Here is a 15,640-nt window from a genome sequence, read left to right on the forward strand (position 1 = left end):
CACTTGCCAGACGGAGGGGTGCCTCCCTCTCGATAGCGCGATACCCCTCCGTCAGTCCTGCGGACTGCCACCTCCCCTGCCAGGGGAGGAACTTAGATGAGAGTCAACACAGGTTTGCGGCCTAACGCGGTCGCCAGCGCGGTATGGCGACGTTCTACCGCTTCTCCGTAGAGCCCGCGATCGTCCGATCGGAGCGTCAGCGTCAGGGAGACCCCGTCGTCCGCGAGGCTGGAGCGTTTCAGCGGTCCGGCCAGGCCGCCGCTCATGCGCTGACCAAGACGCATCGCCAGCCCCCACGCGGTCGCGCTCTTTACCGCCGCTGGGCTCGCCAGGCGGCCCACCGGATCAGCGGCCGCCAAGTCGCCGCCGAGGCTCGTGTAAAGCGCTTGCGCCAACATGCCCCGGCCTGGAGCGTCGATCGCCACCCAATTGCCGTGCAGCGCGACCTCTACGCCGCGTTCGGCGCGGAACTCCGGATTGGCCCGCCAGCCAACGTCGGCGAGCAGGCATGCGGTATGACGGAGTCGCGCCATTGCAGGCGGCTCGGTGGTGAATAACGGCGCGAGCCAGCGATCGAGCAGGTCGCCGTGCTCGGGAAACCGGCCAAGCAGGCGGCCTTCTTCGCGGGCTGCAACGATCAGGGGGTCGAGCGTGCGGTCTGCGGGCTTCAGATGTTCGTAGAGCAGCCCTTCGCGCAGACCGTATGCCGATACGACCGTCGTCTTGCTGCCAAGTTGGCGCATCAGCACGCCGAGCAACGCGGCGGCGTCCGCCAGCGTCGCGGTACGGCCTGAAGACAAGCCGGGGATCGCCTTCAGGCGGGGCTTCGAAAGCTGCGGGATCGTTCGGCTCAACCGCGTGATGGTCGCGGCGGTCATCGGGTATTGATGGATGATCGGTAGCGGATAATTCGACAGCTCCATGTCGAGACGCGCCAGCGCACGCCACGATCCGCCGACGAGGTAGAGCGGAAGCCCCTGCCCCTTCGCCGTCCAGCCAGCCTCGCGGACCAGTCGCGCCACATAGCGTTCGAGCACCTTGCCGCGTTTGGCGCGAAGCGGGCCGATGCGAAGTACGCCCAAGGGAAACGAAACGCGGTCCTCGATCTTGCCGCGGCGAACGCGGACGAGTTCGAGACTGCCGCCGCCGAGATCGCCGACGATGCCATCTGCATCGGGGATCGCCGAGAGCACGCCGTAGCCGGCCGCGCTGGCTTCCTGCTCGCCGGAAAGAGTCTCGACCTTGAGGCCGAGTTGCTCAGCCGTTGCAATGAGTTCGCCGCCGTTCTTCGCATCGCGTACCGCCGCCGTCGCGACCGTGCGGAGCGTCGAGCATTCCATCTCGCGTGCCACGGCCGCGAACCGCGCCAGAGCGACGCGCGCCGTTTTCAGTGCCGACTTCTCGATCGACCCTGTCGCTGCGAGCCCACGTCCGAGGCCCGCGAGCACCTTCTCGTTGAACCGGATCGCCGGAAGGCGCGGCGGGCCCTGATACACGACCAGACGGATCGAGTTCGAGCCGATGTCGATGATCCCGGTGCGCGGGTGATCGTCAGTCTCGGCCTTGGGTGGGGAATTGCCGAACAGGATATTGGTGACGCTCATCGTTTTCGACGGAGCGATAGCGTCGGCACGGCATTGCTGGTCGCGAGCGAGGCGCCGCGGCCGGAGAGCGAAGGATTCGTCATGAAATACCGATGCAGGTTGAACGGGCGGTCGCCGGGATCGACGCGCGTGTATTCGCCGTCGGGGCCTAGCTCCCAACTCTGCTCGTTGTCGATCAGGTTCGCGACCATCACCTGATCGAGGATCTGGTCGTGGACGGTCGGGTTGAGGATCGGCAGCATGTATTCGACGCGGCGATCGAAGTTGCGCGGCATCCAGTCGGCCGACGAGATGAACAGCTTGGCGCCGTCGTTGGGGAGCGCCTTGCCGTTGCCGAATGCCCAGATCCGGCTGTGCTCGAGAAACCGCCCGATCACCGATTTCACGCGGATCGTCTCGGACAGGCCAGGTACGCCGGGTCGCAGGCAGCAGATTCCGCGAATGATGAGGTCGATCTCGACCCCTGCCCCGCTCGCCTCGTACAGCCTCTCGATCACAGCGGGGTCGACCAGCGAGTTCATCTTCGCCCAGACCCCAGCGGGCTTGCCGGCGCGCGCGTTGGCGATCTCTACGTCGATCAGGTTCATCAGATTCTGGCGTAGGTCGCGCGGGCTAAGGCTGACGCGCGCCATGTCGGTCGGTTCGACGTAGCCGGTGATGTAGTTGAACATCTGCGCGGCATCGCGCCCGACCGCGGCATCGGCGGTGAAGAAGCTCAGGTCGGTGTAGATCTTCGCGGTGACCGGGTGATAATTGCCCGTGCCGAAATGGCAGTAGGTGCGGAACGCCTGGCCTTCGCGGCGGACCACGAGCGAGACCTTGGCGTGCGTCTTCCAGTCGATGAAGCCGTAGACGACCTGCACGCCCGCACGTTCCAGCGCGGAGGCCCAGACCATGTTCTGTTCTTCGTCGAACCGCGCCTTGAGCTCGACCACTGCGGTGACCGACTTGCCCGCCTCGGCCGCGGTGATGAGCGCGTTAATGACCGCGGGCTGCTTGCCGGCGCGGTAGAGCGTCTGCTTGATCGCGACCACGTCCGGATCGTTGGCAGCCTGTTTGAGGAAGGCGAGCACGACTTCGAATGTCTCGTAGGGGTGGTGGACGACGATGTCCTTGGCCTTGATCGCCGCGAAGCAGTCGCCGCCGAATTCGCGGATTCGCTCGGGGAAGCGCGGCGTGAAGGGCGGGAACTTCAGGTCGGGGCGATCCTCGTCGACCAGCCCGTCGAGGTCGACGATGCCGAGCAGGTTGCCGCTTTCGGTGATGATCGCGTCCGCACCGCCGAGTTCGTCCTTGAGGACGGCGGCGAGCACGTCGGGAATGCCGGTTTCGAGTTCCAGGCGGATGACGCGGCCGCGGCGGCGACGCTTGATCGCGTTGGCGAAGTAGCGGACGAGGTCCTCGGCCTCCTCCTCGATCTCCATGTCACTGTCGCGCAGCACGCGGAAGCTCGCGGCGGCGAGGACGTCGTAGCCGGGGAAGAGGACCGGGGCGAACCGCTTGAGCAGCGTCTCGACCGCGATGTAGCGCGCGGGCTCGCCGGGAAGGCGGACGAAGCGCGTCATCGTGTGCGGGAGCATCACCAGTTCGCGGACCGGCTCATTGTCCGAGATGCGGACGAGGTCGAAGATCACCGACAGGCCGCGGTTCGGGATGAACGGGAACGGATGTGCGGGGTCGAGCGCCTGCGGAGTCAGGATTGGGAAGATCTGGTCACGGAAATGCGTTTCGAGCCACTCGTCGGCCTCGCCTTCGATCGCTTCGCGGCGGAGGACGAACAGCCCTGCTTCGTCGAGCAAAACGCGGAGATCGCCCCAAACCGCCTGCTGGCTCGCCATCAGCGCATCGGCCTCACGGACGATCGCGGTCAGCTGTTGTCCGGCGGTAAGGCCGTCCGCCGAGCGGCGATCAACGTCCTGCGTCTGCTGTCCCTTCAGGCCGGCCACGCGGACCATGAAGAACTCGTCGAGGTTCGAGCCCGAGATCGACAGGAAGCGGAGCCGCTCGAGCAACGGGTGTGCGGGGTTGCATGCTTCCTCCAGCACACGCCGGTTGAACGCCAGCCAGGAGAGCTCGCGGTTGAAATACCGGTCGTTCGGCTCTGCGCCGATGGGATCGTCGTCGTCTTCCGATTGGCGGACGATATGGGCTGGACGGTTCATCGGGCCTCTTGGGAGCTTATGGTGGCGTGAAGAGCGGGAGGTCGAGCGCGAGTTGCGGCCGGAGGATCAGCCCGGCCTCGGTGAGTGTGGTTCGTGCAAGAGGAATGGACAAGCGCTTGCGACGTTCCATCGCCTCCTGATCGAGCGCATCGACGGTTCGCGTTACGGTAATATGACTGCGCTCGATTCTGGTCGCGAGCCAGTCGATCAGATCGGGCCGTGCATCGAGGCTGCGCCGCTCGAACAGATGCGCCAGCAACAGCCGCATGAGTTCGTCGTCAGGCGCGCCGATCGCCGCGATCGGGCTGGCGGCGAGGCGCGAGCGCAGGTCTGGAAGCTTTACCTTCCACTCGGGCGGCGCGGCGTCGGCGACGATGAGCAGCGGCCTGTGCTCCTCCTGCGCGCGGTTCCAAGCGTGGAACAGCTGCGCCTCGGGCACGCGCTCGGCATCGTCGATGATCGTCCCGCCGCTCTTCGCCGCGAAGATCCGCGCGAGAAGGCTGCGGCCCGATTTGCGCGGGCCGGTTAGTATCGCGGTCATGACGGGCCAGGTCGCGGTGTGCTCCAGCGTGTGGACCGCGCGCGAGTTGGAGGGGGTAACCAGGAAGGCGTCGTCGCGAGGGTCCGCCGGCCATCCGAGTGGCAGCGCAATTTGAGTCATCTTGGTCGCGCTCACCCTGTCGTCGCATTGTCCGCGGGCAAGTCCGGCGGAAGAAGTTGGGCGACCCGGCGAATGCGGATCGTCTGGCCGGAGCCGAACACTTGGTAGCCGCGAGCTTCGAGCGCGGTCTTCAGCGCCGCAGGGTCGCCGTCGTACGCGACACGCATCAGCGAGACACCGCCGAGCGCGAGACTGGTGGTGGCCGCCGAGCGGACGCCGGGGATCGCGCGGAGTGCGGCTTCGGTCGAAGAGACGTTTGCTGCGGCGGGCGTGTCGAACTGGACGATGATTGAGATACCCGCGCCACCCGTCACGACGGCGGTGTTGGCGTCCGCGGTCTCGTCGGTGGGCAGGTCGTCGATCACCGCGGCTTCGGGCGGCGGCGGTGGCGAGAGGCTGTAGTCGACGCGGAGCGAACCGTTGCGGCGGGCCTGCTGGTACAGGTCGTCGATCCGCTTCACGCCGGTATCGAGTAGCTGCGCGATGCCATCGGGCGTGCCGACTCGCAGCGTGAAACTGCCGATCAGGTCGTTGTCGGGACCGTGGCGCGCTTCGAACACGCCGATCACCGGGCCGCCGGGCCACTGGCGGTACAGCTTCACGACCGGGGTCAGCACGTCGCTCGCGCCATATTGGTCGAGGATCGTCCGCCACCAGCCGCGCCCGGGGCGCTGCGTCTGGCCGACGTTGAGCAGAAGCGCGTCGGGGCCGGAGCCGGACGGGCGGACATAGTCGATGCTGCTGTTGCCAGTGCGATAGCGCGCCCAGGCCTGCTGCCACTGCGTGCTCTGCTCGAACGCCTGGCCGACGCCGCCCGAATATTGGATCGGGATGGTCAGCATCGGTTGCGAGCGATCGGCATAGGTCGAGATGCCGAGGATCGATCCAGCGCGGGTGCGGTCGAACAGCACGCCGAGCTTGGCGATGTAGCGCTGCGGGCCGATCTGTTCGTTCTCGACAACGATCCCGGAGACGAGCGAGATCAAGCGTGCCATCGGAGACGAGACCGCCCCCGCCGCCGAGCCGGTTCGATAATTGCACCCAGGCTTTTCGCTGGGCGAGCCGCCAGCCGCTGTAGCGCGCGGCGTCGGCGGTCTTGCCGGCTACGTCGACCATGACGCCGCTCACCTCGTATGCGCTGCCGCTGTCGACCGGAGCTGCGCCTCGGCTGCCGCCTTCGATCTGCGCAAGCACGGCTCCGCCGCTCAACAATAGGGCGGCACCAGCAAGCGCGGTGGGAAGGGCACGGATACGCATCAAGCGGGCCTTTTGGCGAAGCAGACGTGGAAATCCAAGCGCGATGTGGCTAGCAGCACCGATCATGACCGATACGCCAGACTCCGCCGCTCCCACTTCGGGCCCTTACACCTACGCTCAGGCGGGCGTTTCGATCGCCGCGGGCAACGCGCTGGTGCGGGCGATCGCCCCGCTCGCGCGCTCGACGCGGCGTCCGGGCGCGGATGCCGATCTTGGCGGGTTCGGCGGGATGTTCGACCTCAAGGCTGCCGGGTTCATCGATCCGTTGCTGGTCGCGGCGAACGACGGCGTGGGCACCAAGCTGAAGCTGGCGATCGAGTGGGATCGGCATGAGGGCGTCGGCGTCGACCTCGTCGCGATGTGCGTTAACGACCTGATCGTGCAGGGTGCCGAGCCGCTGTTCTTCCTCGATTATTATGCGAGCGGGAAGCTCGATGCGGCAGTCGCCGAGCGCGTCGTCGCCTCGATTGCGGAAGGCTGCAAGACCGCCGGCTGCGCACTGATCGGGGGCGAGACCGCCGAGATGCCGGGCATGTATGCAGATGGCGACTACGACTTGGCGGGCTTCTGCGTCGGCGCGGTCGAGCGGACCAACGTGCTGACCGGGCGCGAGATCGCGGCGGGCGACGTGATGCTCGGGTTGGCGTCGTCGGGCGTGCATTCGAACGGGTTCTCGCTGGTTCGTCGTCTCGCCACCGATCGCGGGTGGAAGCTCGATCGCCCTGCGTTGTTCGATCAGGACAAGTTGCTGATCGATCATCTGATGGCGCCGACTCGCATCTACGTCGCCAGCCTGCTGCCGTTGCTCCGCGAGCGGCGGATCAAGGGGCTGGCGCATATCACCGGTGGTGGCTTGCTGGAGAACATCCCGCGCGTGCTGCCGGACGGCGTGCATGCGGTGGTCGATGCGGATGCGTGGGAGCAGTCGCGGTTGATGGCGTTCCTGCAAGCGCAGGGCGCGATCGAGCCAGAGGAGATGGCGCGGACGTTCAACTGCGGGATCGGCATGGTCGTGATCGTGGCCGCCGACGAGGCCGAGGCGGTGACCGCGGCACTGGAGGCGGCGGACGAGACGGTGTTCACGATCGGGCGGATCGAGACCGGCTCGCACGGCTGCACGGTTCGTGGGTCGGCGGGTACGTGGAGCGCGCGCGACGACTGGACCGCAACGCATGGCTGACAAGACGCGGGTCGGCGTGCTGATTTCGGGGCGCGGATCGAACATGATGGCTCTGGTGGAATCGTCGCGCGCAGCTGAGTGTCCGTACGAGATCGCTCTGGTTGCTTCCGACAAGCCGGACGCGGCGGGGCTCGAATGGGCTCGGTTGGAGGGGTTGGCGACTTTCGCGCTCTCGCCGAAAGGTTTGGGGAAGCCTGCCTATGAGGCGGCGATCAGTTCGGCGTTGCGTGAGGCCGGCGTCGAGGTCGTTGCCCTCGCCGGGTACATGCGGTTGCTGTCCGACGGGTTCGTCGCCGCTTGGCAGGATCGGATCGTCAATATCCACCCGTCGCTGCTGCCAAAGTACAAGGGCCTCGACACGCACGCCCGAGCGATTGCGGCGGGCGATGCGTTCGGCGGCTGTTCGGTGCATGTCGTGACCGAGGAACTCGATGGCGGCGTGGTGCTGGGGCAGGCCGAGGTGCCGATCCTTGCCGGCGACGATGCGGACGCGCTTGCGGATCGCGTGCTGGCGGCGGAGCATGTTTTATACCCGAAGACCTTGGCGGAGTTCGTGACGCGATGACCGATTTGTCCCCCCTCGACCGCGTTCGTGTGGCGGCGCTTGCCTTACCGGAGACCGAGGAGAAGGTGTCGCATGGCCAGCCGACGTTCTTCGTCGCGGGTAAGCAGTTCGCGCAGTTCCGGTCGGATCATCACGGCGATGGACTGACCATGGTGTGCGTGAAGACGAGCGGCACCGATGAACAGGCGACGCTGATCGAGGCGGACCCGGCAATGTATTCGCGACCGGCGTATCTCGGCGCGACCGGTTGGGTCGGAATGAATGTTGCGGGCGATCCGGACTGGGCTTTGGTCGAGGACCGGATCGCGCGCAGTTGGGAACTGGCGGCCCCTGCCCGGCTGCTGGAGGCTGGTGGGCGATGAGCACCGAGACTCCGACCGAACGGCGCGAGGCTGCGGCGACGCGGCGGCGTTGGGTGACGCTGGCTGAGGCCGTGGCGGTCGCGGGCGTGCTGATCGCCGCGCTGACGCTGTGGACCAACTGGTCGGATCACCGCGCGAACGAGGCCGACAAGATCGCGGCCCAGTCGAGTGCGGCGCGGGAACGGACGAAGATCGATCTGTCGGCGATCGTGCAGGATGGCGGTGATACGCTGTTGCTGAAGGATGCGCGGCATGACCTTCAGGACGTGACGATCACCTTCCCGCGGGCGCTGGGCGTATCGCCGCAGCGGCCGCCGGCTGAGCCGATAATCGATGGGGCGTGGTTTTCGGCGCCGTTGCTGAAGCTTACCGACGGTGGGTCGGACGATCGTGCGGGGCGGCTTCCAGTGCTGGTCAGCGTGCAGTATTTCGATGGGGATACGACGCGGTCGGCTAGCGGGATCTATGATGTGATCTGGAAAACGCATGGTCGCAGGTGGCGTAGTCGGGCGTTCCAGCTGGAGGGGTTGCAGGTTCGCCAGCGGGGTGGAGATCAGGCGAAGCTTGACGCGATCTGGGTTAAAGAGAAGCCGACGGCTTAGACACCACCCCGGCGGAGGCCGGGGCCCAGTTGGGGAACGTCGCTAACTGGCGACTGCCCGCTGTTACTCCAGCCTTGCCAACTGGGCCCCGGCCTTCGCCGGGGTGGGGCCTTCGATTTGGTGCGGGTCTTACTCAGACCGCCTTGGCGTAGACCGGGTCGTTGTGGAGAGTGGTGCCGACCGTGAATTGGCGGGCGCCGATTACCTTGAAGCCTTGGCGTTCGTAGAAGGCTCGGGCGCGGGTGTTCTGGTCCCATACGCCTAGCAGGACTCGGGTTTGTTCCGCTGCCGCTGCGTCTTCTATGGCGCGGGTCATCAGGGCGGCGCCGAGGCCTGAGCCTTGGGCCTGCTTCATGAGATAGATGCGGCGGAGTTCGATGTCCGCGGGGCCGGGTTCGATCGGAAAGTCCGGCGCGGTCAAAACCGAGTAGCCGATCGGTGCGTGGCCGGGCTCGTACTCGGCCAGCGTCACGATTGTAGCCGGATCGGCCAGCCACGTCTCGAACGCTGCGACGCTGTTCTTAACCATGCAGTGGGCGACGATGTCCGCCCCCGTTAGCACGGTCGCATAGGTGTCGAGGAACGTGGCGGATGCGACGAGCGATAGCGCGGGCGCATCGCCCGGCTCAGCCCGTCGCAGCCGCCAGGTCATCAGCCGACGATTTCTTCGGGCTTGAAGAAGTACGCGATCTCGATCTCGGCGTTCTCGTCCGAATCCGAACCGTGAACAGAGTTGGCTTCGATCGACTCGGCGAGTTCCTTGCGGATAGTGCCGGGCTCTGCGTTGGCGGGGTTGGTGGCGCCCATGATGTCGCGGTTGCGCTGCATAGCATTCTCGCCTTCGAGAACCTGGACGACGACCGGTCCCGAGATCATGAACGAGACGAGCTCGCCGAAGAACGGACGCTCCTTGTGGACCGCGTAGAAGCCTTCGGCCTGCTCGCGTGTCATCTGGATGCGCTTCGAAGCGACGACGCGCAGGCCGGCTTCCTCGAGCATCTTGGTGACCGCACCGGTCAGGTTGCGGCGGGTTGCGTCGGGCTTGATGATCGAAAAGGTACGGTTCGCGGCCATGATGGTCACGGGCTCCTGTGTTGACGGTAATCGGATGCGCGGCGCTTAGGCGGGGGACGGCCGTAAAGCAACCTATGCGGCCTTTTCCCAGCGGCCGGAGTCGTTCTGCTTCCAGTAGCGACGCTCGACGCCGTCACGGTCGGCAAGCGCTTTCCAAGCGAGGCGGGCTTCGCGGATCGCTTCGTCGTCGAAGATGTGGAAGGCTCGGTCAAAGGTTAGGATAAGGTCACGCCAACGTCCGTCTACCACCGCGACGTTGCGAGCGGCGTTGGCGGGGGCGGCTTCCTGGATGTTTTGAGCGATTAGAATGGGTTGGGCTGTATCGTCGTTGCTTCCGGCCTGGGCGTGGGGGAGGAAACTCTCGGGGGCGTAGGACCAGAGGAGGCGGTCGAGGACGACGCGCTGTTCTTCAGGTTCTGCGACTATCAGGAGGCGGCCGCCGGTTTGCACGACGCGCTCGGCGATGCGTGGGAGGACGCGGTCGAGAGGGCTGGTTAGGTGGTAGAAATCGACCTGCATTCTATCCATTCCCCCTGCCCAACCCGCACCGTCATCTGACGAAAGTCAGGATCCAGAGCAACGGAGCGCATCGTTTGGTATCCTGGGTCCTGACTTTCGTCAGGATGACGCCGGGGTGAGCGAAGTTTCCCCTCCCTAACCCCTCCCGCAAGCGGGAGGGGAATTCTTGGCCTTACCCCTCGAAATTGTCCGCTACGAACTGGTCGAGCAGGCGGACGCCGTAGCCGGTTGCGCCCTTGTCGTGGTTGGTGCCTGGCTTGTCGGACCAGACCATGCCGGCGATGTCGAGATGCGCCCACTTCACGCCTTCGTCGACGAAGCGCTTGATGAACTGGGCGGCAGTAATCGAGCCCGCGCCGCGGGGGCCGACGTTCTTCATGTCGGCGATCGGCGAGTCGATCAGCTTGTCGTACGCAGGCGACAGCGGGAAGCGCCAGAGCGTGTCGCCGGTGGTCTTGCCCGCCGCGATCAGCTGTTCGGCGAGCGCGTCGTCGTTTGCAAAGATGCCGCCATTCTCGGTGCCGAGCGCGACGATCATCGCCCCCGTCAGCGTCGCGAGATCGACGATCGTGGTCGGCTTGTGCGCCTGCTGTACCCAGGTAATGCAGTCGCAGAGCACGAGGCGCCCCTCGGCGTCGGTGTTGAGCACTTCGATCGTCTGGCCCGACATTGAGGTGATGACGTCGCTCGGCCGGAGTGCCGCGCCGTCGGGCATGTTCTCGACCAGGCCCATGACGCCGACGACGTTCGCCTTCGCCTTGCGACTGGCAAGCGCCTTCATCGCGCCGGCGACGGCGCCTGCGCCGCCCATGTCCCACTTCATGTCTTCCATGCCCGCACCCGGCTTGATCGAAATGCCGCCCGAATCGAACGTCACGCCCTTGCCGACGAACGCGAGCGTCGGCGCATCGGCCCCTGCCCCGTTCCACTTCAGCGCGAGGATACGCGCTTCACGGCGCGAGCCCTGGCTGACGCCGAGCAGCGAGCCCATGCCGAGTTCGGTCATCTGCGCTTCGTCGAGCACGGTGATCTCGAGCCCGAGGCCTTCGACGTCCTTCGTCACCTTCTCGACGAAGCTCTCGGGGTAGACGACGTTCGGCGGCGACGTGACCAGCCAACGCGTCAGGTCGAGCCCGCCGGTAACCGCGGCCGCCTCGGTCCAGGCGGCATCGGTGCCCTCGGGCGCGCCGGCGATGGTAATCTCGGTCAGCGTCGGCTTCGACTTCTCGGCGAGCTTGGTGCGGTACGTGTCGTAACGCCATGCCCGCTGAGCGGCGGCAGCCGCGAAGTGTGCGGCGGTCGTCGGAGTCGGCTTGGCACCAGCAGAGAGATCGGCGACGACCGACGTTGCGCCCGAGGTCAGCAGGCGTCCGGTGATCGCACCGCCGGCCTTTTCCCAATCGGCGGTCTCGCCCGCGCCGACGCCGACCAGCAGGACCTGACGGACCTTACCCTCGACCGACACGAACAGCTCGACCACCGCGCCGGCTTCACCCGCGAAGCGGGCCGCAGCGATTGCGCTGGTCGCGAGCGCCTCCGCATCGCCACCGATCGCGCGCCAAGTCACCTGCGCCATGCCGTCCTTCGCGACCGGAACGGCGAGAATCGGGGCATTGGCGGGGACGGTAGGCGCGAAGACGATTTGCATGAAGAAACCTCGGGAAGCGTTTTGAACGGATACACTAAGTTGATGCCGCATGCCCGGCAAAGCAAGGTGGCGGCCTGCCATCGCACGGCGATTGCAGCGAAGCCCCGGTGGTGCGATAGGCGGGCGATAGGGCGGCAAATGGCTGCCGAGTGCCAAAGGGGTTGGTTCGGATCGTGTTGCGTATCGACCTTTTGACGGGTTGTGCCGTTTCGCTCGCGCTGGCGTGCGGACTGGCGACTTCCCCGTGCAGGCTCAGGATTTCCAGAACCGCCCGGTCGCGCCGCCGGTACAGGACGCACCGGTCGCGAACGCACCTGCCGCTGCTCCCGCCGAGGATCAGGTCCAGTTCAGCGCTAACGGCCTGGAATACGACACGAATACGGAAATCGTCACCGCCAACGGCGAAGTCCGCATGTTCCGGCAAGGGAGTCGCCTGCGCGCCGACAAGGTCGTCTGGAACCGCAAGACCGGCAAGGTGGTCGCGACGGGCAATATCGCGGTCACCAATCCCGAAGGCGACATTGCCTATGGCGATGAGATCAATCTGACCGACTCGCTCAAGGACGGCGTGGTCGACAACATGCTCGTCGTTCTCGAACAAGGCGGGCGCCTCGCGGCCAAGCAGGGCACGCGCGAGACCGACGGAACGGTCAATCTGAAGAGCGCCGCCTACACCCCGTGCGGCGTCACGAACTCGGCGGGCTGCCCCAAGGAGCCGACGTGGAAGATCACCGCGGTCCGCGTCACCTATCGCCCCGAGCGCAAGCGCATCTATTATTCGGGCGCACGGCTGCATCTGTTCGGACTGCCGAGCCTGCCTTTGCCCAAATTCTCCAACCCGGTCGGCGGCGGCAGCGACAGCGGGCTGCTCTCGCCCAACGGTGGCTATAGCCGCGTCAACGGCCTCGAAGTCAGCGTCCCCTATTATTGGAAGCTCGCCCCGAACCAGGGTTTGGTCATTACGCCGCACATCTACAGCAGCGTGCTACCGATGGCGCAGGTCGATTATTCCGCGCTCAATTCGAAGGGCGCGTTCAGCGTTCGCGCCTATGCGACCGAAAGCCGCCGCAGCGACGACTTGACCACTGGGGCGTCCACCGACACCAGCATGGCGTTCCGCGGCTATATCGATGGCATGGCGCGCTATCAGCTTTCGCCGAACTGGACCGCGAGCGGCTCGCTTCGCCTGACGACCGACCGGACGTTCCTGCGCCGCTACGATATCTCGCGCGACGACCGGTTGCGCACCACAGCGAGCCTGGAGCGGATCGACGACACCAGCTATTTCTCGCTAACCGGTTGGTACGCCCAGACGTTGCGCGTCAACGACAGCCAGGGTCAGCAGCCTATCGCGCTGCCGGAAATCGATTATCGCAAGCGCTTCGACGATGGCCTCGTCGGCGGTAAGTTCCAACTTCAGCTTAACACGCTCGCGCTGACCCGCACCGACGGCCAGGACACGCAGCGCGCGTTCGCCAGCCTGCAATGGGACCTGCGTCGCTTCACCAACTGGGGCCAGGAGGTCACCTTCACGGCGTTTGCGCGCGGCGACCTCTACAATACCAACGACATCTCTGAGACCATCGTCAATTACCAGGGGCTAGAAGGCTTTCACCAGCGCGTGATCGGCGCGGCCGCAGTGGACGTGAAATGGCCGTTCATCGGCACGTTCCTTGGCGGGACGCAGCGCTTCACCCCGCGCGTCCAGTTCGTCGCCGCCCCGAAGGTCGCCAACCTCTCGCTGCCCAACGAGGATCTCGCGCGCAGTCGATCTCGACGACACCAACCTCTTCTCGCTCAACCGGTTCGCCGGGTATGATAGGTTCGAGGATCTCGTCACGCGTCACCTATGGCGGCGAATGGGCACTCGACCTGCCGGGGATCAGCTTCACGACCAATGTCGGGCAGAGCTACCGTGTCGACAAGCGGCCGACCATCCTGCCCGACGGTACCGGCCTCAGCGATCGGTTCTCCGACATCGTCGGGCGCAGCGAATTGCGGTTCCGCGACTTCGTCTCGATCGTCCACCGCTACCGGCTCGACAAGGACGGCTTTGCGATCCGTCGCAACGAAGTCGACGCGACGATCGGTTCGCGCGCGACCTATGTGCTGGTCGGCTACCTCAAACTCAACCGCAACATCGACGCGTCGATCGAAGATCTGCGCGACCGCGAGGAAGTCCGTCTCGCCGGCCGCGTCCAGTTCGCGCGCTTCTGGTCCGCATTCGGCTCGGGCGTGGTCGATCTGACCAACACCGCGGAGGATCCGCTTTCCCGCAGCGACGGCTTCACGCCGATCCGCCACCGGATCGGCATCCAGTATGAAGACGATTGCCTCCGCCTGGGCGGCACCTGGCGGCGGACCTACAACGACACCGGCGACGCGCGGAAGGGCAACAGCTTCTTGTTGACGCTGGCCTTCACCAACCTCGGCCGCTAAGCCCGCGTTCAGCTACTCTGGGGCAACCCGCGTCGGATATTCGTCGTCATGGCAATGATGGCGCGATGTACGGCGTGCGATGATGGGATACCGACACTTGAAGCATGATGTTCGACTGGCGGCGCGTGGCGGCCGTGTGATCGGTGGGGTGGTTCTGGCCGCGTTGGCGGCAAGCGCGATCGCGCAGGCTGTGCCGCCACAGGGCACGGCGCCTCAGGCTGCGCCGCCCAAGGGCGCACCGCGCGGTGCTCAGGCGCAGGCTCAGACCCCGGGTCAAACCCCAGGTCAAACGGTGCAGGATCAGAGCGTGCCGGACAATACCGGTCTCGACATCCCGACCAACCTCCAGATCTTCGGCAAGCTCGATCCGAACGTCCGCAAGCCGACCGCGATCGTCAACGACACCGTGATCACGGGCACCGACGTCGACCAGCGCGTGGCGCTGGTGGCGATGGCGAACGAGGCAAAACTGTCGCCGGAGGATCGCGAGCGGCTGAAGCTCCAGGTGCTGCGCCAGCTGATCGACGAAACGCTCCAGATCCAGGAAGCGAAGACCGCCGACATCACGATCACCCCGGCCGAGCTCACGCAGAGCTATGACGCGGTGTCGAAGCGGTTCAATCGCACGCCGGTCGCGATGCGCGCCTATCTGCGCGAGTCCGGTTCGTCCGAGCGCTCGCTGAAGCGCCAGATCGAGGGTGAGCTTGCGTGGCAGCGCTATCTGCGTCGCCGGGTCGAGCCGTTCGTCAACGTCGGCGACGAGGAGGTGAAGTCGATCATCGACCGTCTCCAGGCCGCCAAGGGCACCGACGAGTTCAACCTCAAGGAAATCTACCTCGCGGCAACGCCGGCGAACAGCCAGCAGGTCTATGCGAACGCCAAGCAGATCCTTCAGGAAATCCAGAAGGGCGCGCAGCCGTTCGAATATTACGCGCGTCAGTTCTCCGAAGCTTCGACCCGCGCGGTCGGTGGCGATCTCGGCTGGATCCGTGCGGCGACGTTGCCGGCGCAGCTGGCCGAAGCCGCGACGACGATGCAGGTCGGTCAGGTTGCCGGACCGATCGAGGTCTCGGGCGGCTATTCGATCCTGTACCTCACCGACAAGCGCCAGGTGCTGACCGCCGATCCGCGTGACGCCAAGCTCAGCCTGAAGCAGCTCACCTTGCGCTTCCCGCCGAACACCAACCAGGCGCAGGCTTCGGCTCGCGCGCAGGCGTTCGCGAAGGCGACGCAGGAGTTGCGTGGCTGCGGTACGGTCGAGAAGGTTGCGGCCGGGATCGGCGCGGACGTGGTCGACAACGATACGGTCCGGATTCGCGACCTGCCGCCGCAGCTCCAGGAAGTGATGTTGAAGCTTCAGGTCGGCGAATCGAGCCCGCCGTTCGGGTCCGCCGAGCAGGGCGTTCGTGCGCTGGTGCTGTGCGGGCGCGACGAAGCGGCTGGCGGATCGGTGCCCAACTCCGAGCAGATCCAGGGCCAGCTCGAACAGCAGCGCGTCAACCTGCGCGCGCAGCAGAAGCTGCGCGATTTGCGGCGCGATGCCGTGGTCGAATATCGGTGATCGCGG

12 protein-coding genes and 2 pseudogenes are annotated in these 15,640 nt (G+C 65.9%); 6 read left to right on the forward strand and 8 right to left on the reverse strand.

The window, feature by feature from the left end; genetic code table 11:
• Positions 1–92 precede the first annotated feature (92 nt).
• The 4 genes and pseudogenes from QP164_RS05775 to QP164_RS05790 form a co-directional block, all read right to left on the reverse strand.
• Entirely contained in the window at positions 93–1,604 is a 1,512-nt protein-coding gene (locus QP164_RS05775; protein ID WP_333922491.1) for a Ppx/GppA family phosphatase, read from the reverse strand.
• On the reverse strand, positions 1,601–3,766 hold the full coding sequence (locus QP164_RS05780; protein ID WP_333922492.1) for an RNA degradosome polyphosphate kinase: 2,166 nt from the start codon (positions 3,764–3,766) through the stop codon (positions 1,601–1,603). Before QP164_RS05780 ends, QP164_RS05775 begins: the two co-directional genes overlap by 4 nt.
• A 16-nt stretch (positions 3,767–3,782) precedes the next feature.
• Positions 3,783–4,427, reverse strand: coding sequence for an HdaA/DnaA family protein (locus QP164_RS05785; protein ID WP_056050416.1), 645 nt, complete (start codon positions 4,425–4,427; stop codon positions 3,783–3,785).
• 11 nt (positions 4,428–4,438) lie between these two features.
• A pseudogene (locus tag QP164_RS05790) lies at positions 4,439–5,684 on the reverse strand (heavy-metal-associated domain-containing protein).
• A 64-nt stretch (positions 5,685–5,748) separates the two neighbouring features.
• Between QP164_RS05790 and purM the strand changes: the two are divergent.
• Genes purM through QP164_RS05810 form a run of 4 tightly spaced genes read left to right on the forward strand, consistent with a single transcriptional unit; the run spans position 5,749 to position 8,393 of the window.
• Entirely contained in the window at positions 5,749–6,864 is a 1,116-nt protein-coding gene (gene purM, locus QP164_RS05795; RefSeq protein ID WP_333922494.1) for a phosphoribosylformylglycinamidine cyclo-ligase, read from the forward strand.
• Positions 6,857–7,429 (forward strand): phosphoribosylglycinamide formyltransferase, encoded by a 573-nt coding sequence (gene purN / locus QP164_RS05800; RefSeq protein WP_333922495.1) that lies wholly within the window; start codon positions 6,857–6,859, stop codon positions 7,427–7,429. Before purM ends, purN begins: the two co-directional genes overlap by 8 nt.
• Positions 7,426–7,791 (forward strand): MmcQ/YjbR family DNA-binding protein, encoded by a 366-nt coding sequence (locus QP164_RS05805; RefSeq protein ID WP_333922496.1) that lies wholly within the window; start codon positions 7,426–7,428, stop codon positions 7,789–7,791. Before purN ends, QP164_RS05805 begins: the two co-directional genes overlap by 4 nt.
• Positions 7,788–8,393 (forward strand): hypothetical protein, encoded by a 606-nt coding sequence (locus QP164_RS05810; RefSeq protein WP_333922497.1) that lies wholly within the window; start codon positions 7,788–7,790, stop codon positions 8,391–8,393. The genes QP164_RS05805 and QP164_RS05810 overlap by 4 nt, the downstream gene beginning before the upstream one ends.
• A gap of 133 nt (positions 8,394–8,526) precedes the next feature.
• On the opposite strand, the gene QP164_RS05815 is transcribed toward QP164_RS05810, so the two are convergent.
• The 4 genes from QP164_RS05815 to QP164_RS05830 form a co-directional block, all read right to left on the reverse strand.
• Entirely contained in the window at positions 8,527–9,045 is a 519-nt protein-coding gene (locus tag QP164_RS05815) for a GNAT family N-acetyltransferase (RefSeq protein WP_333922498.1), read from the reverse strand.
• Positions 9,045–9,467 carry a nucleoside-diphosphate kinase gene (gene ndk / locus QP164_RS05820; RefSeq protein WP_031393391.1) on the reverse strand — a complete coding sequence of 141 codons (423 nt, stop codon included), beginning with the start codon at positions 9,465–9,467 and terminating at the stop codon, positions 9,045–9,047. The genes QP164_RS05815 and ndk overlap by 1 nt, the downstream gene beginning before the upstream one ends.
• A gap of 72 nt (positions 9,468–9,539) precedes the next feature.
• Positions 9,540–9,986, reverse strand: a complete 447-nt coding sequence (locus QP164_RS05825; RefSeq protein ID WP_333922499.1) for a DNA polymerase III subunit chi — start codon at positions 9,984–9,986, stop codon at positions 9,540–9,542.
• Between the two features lie 172 nt (positions 9,987–10,158).
• Positions 10,159–11,634: a leucyl aminopeptidase gene (locus tag QP164_RS05830; RefSeq protein WP_333922500.1), complete on the reverse strand. Its 1,476-nt coding sequence runs from the start codon at positions 11,632–11,634 to the stop codon at positions 10,159–10,161.
• A gap of 199 nt (positions 11,635–11,833) precedes the next feature.
• Here QP164_RS05830 and QP164_RS05835 point away from each other — a divergent pair.
• Positions 11,834–14,073 (forward strand): annotated as a pseudogene (locus tag QP164_RS05835) (LPS-assembly protein LptD).
• A 79-nt stretch (positions 14,074–14,152) separates the two neighbouring features.
• Positions 14,153–15,634: a peptidylprolyl isomerase gene (locus tag QP164_RS05840; protein ID WP_435368346.1), complete on the forward strand. Its 1,482-nt coding sequence runs from the start codon at positions 14,153–14,155 to the stop codon at positions 15,632–15,634.
• Positions 15,635–15,640: the final 6 nt, after the last annotated feature.

Source organism: Sphingomonas sp. LR59, assembly GCF_036855945.1.
Lineage (GTDB): Bacteria > Pseudomonadota > Alphaproteobacteria > Sphingomonadales > Sphingomonadaceae > Sphingomonas.

Excerpts from the sequence above, each read along its gene's own strand:
- QP164_RS05805 (WP_333922496.1), top strand. The coding sequence starts at position 7,426 with ATGACCGATTTGTCCCCCCTCGACCGCGTTCGTGTGGCGGCGCTTGCC.
- QP164_RS05785 (WP_056050416.1), bottom strand. The coding sequence starts at position 4,427 with ATGACTCAAATTGCGCTGCCACTCGGATGGCCGGCGGACCCTCGCGAC.
- purM (WP_333922494.1), top strand. The coding sequence starts at position 5,749 with ATGACCGATACGCCAGACTCCGCCGCTCCCACTTCGGGCCCTTACACC.
- QP164_RS05840 (WP_435368346.1), top strand. The coding sequence starts at position 14,153 with ATGATGGGATACCGACACTTGAAGCATGATGTTCGACTGGCGGCGCGT.
- QP164_RS05780 (WP_333922492.1), bottom strand. The coding sequence starts at position 3,766 with ATGAACCGTCCAGCCCATATCGTCCGCCAATCGGAAGACGACGACGAT.
- QP164_RS05830 (WP_333922500.1), bottom strand. The coding sequence starts at position 11,634 with ATGCAAATCGTCTTCGCGCCTACCGTCCCCGCCAATGCCCCGATTCTC.
- QP164_RS05810 (WP_333922497.1), top strand. The coding sequence starts at position 7,788 with ATGAGCACCGAGACTCCGACCGAACGGCGCGAGGCTGCGGCGACGCGG.
- QP164_RS05825 (WP_333922499.1), bottom strand. The coding sequence starts at position 9,986 with ATGCAGGTCGATTTCTACCACCTAACCAGCCCTCTCGACCGCGTCCTC.
- purN (WP_333922495.1), top strand. The coding sequence starts at position 6,857 with ATGGCTGACAAGACGCGGGTCGGCGTGCTGATTTCGGGGCGCGGATCG.
- QP164_RS05775 (WP_333922491.1), bottom strand. The coding sequence starts at position 1,604 with ATGAGCGTCACCAATATCCTGTTCGGCAATTCCCCACCCAAGGCCGAG.
- ndk (WP_031393391.1), bottom strand. The coding sequence starts at position 9,467 with ATGGCCGCGAACCGTACCTTTTCGATCATCAAGCCCGACGCAACCCGC.
- QP164_RS05815 (WP_333922498.1), bottom strand. The coding sequence starts at position 9,045 with ATGACCTGGCGGCTGCGACGGGCTGAGCCGGGCGATGCGCCCGCGCTA.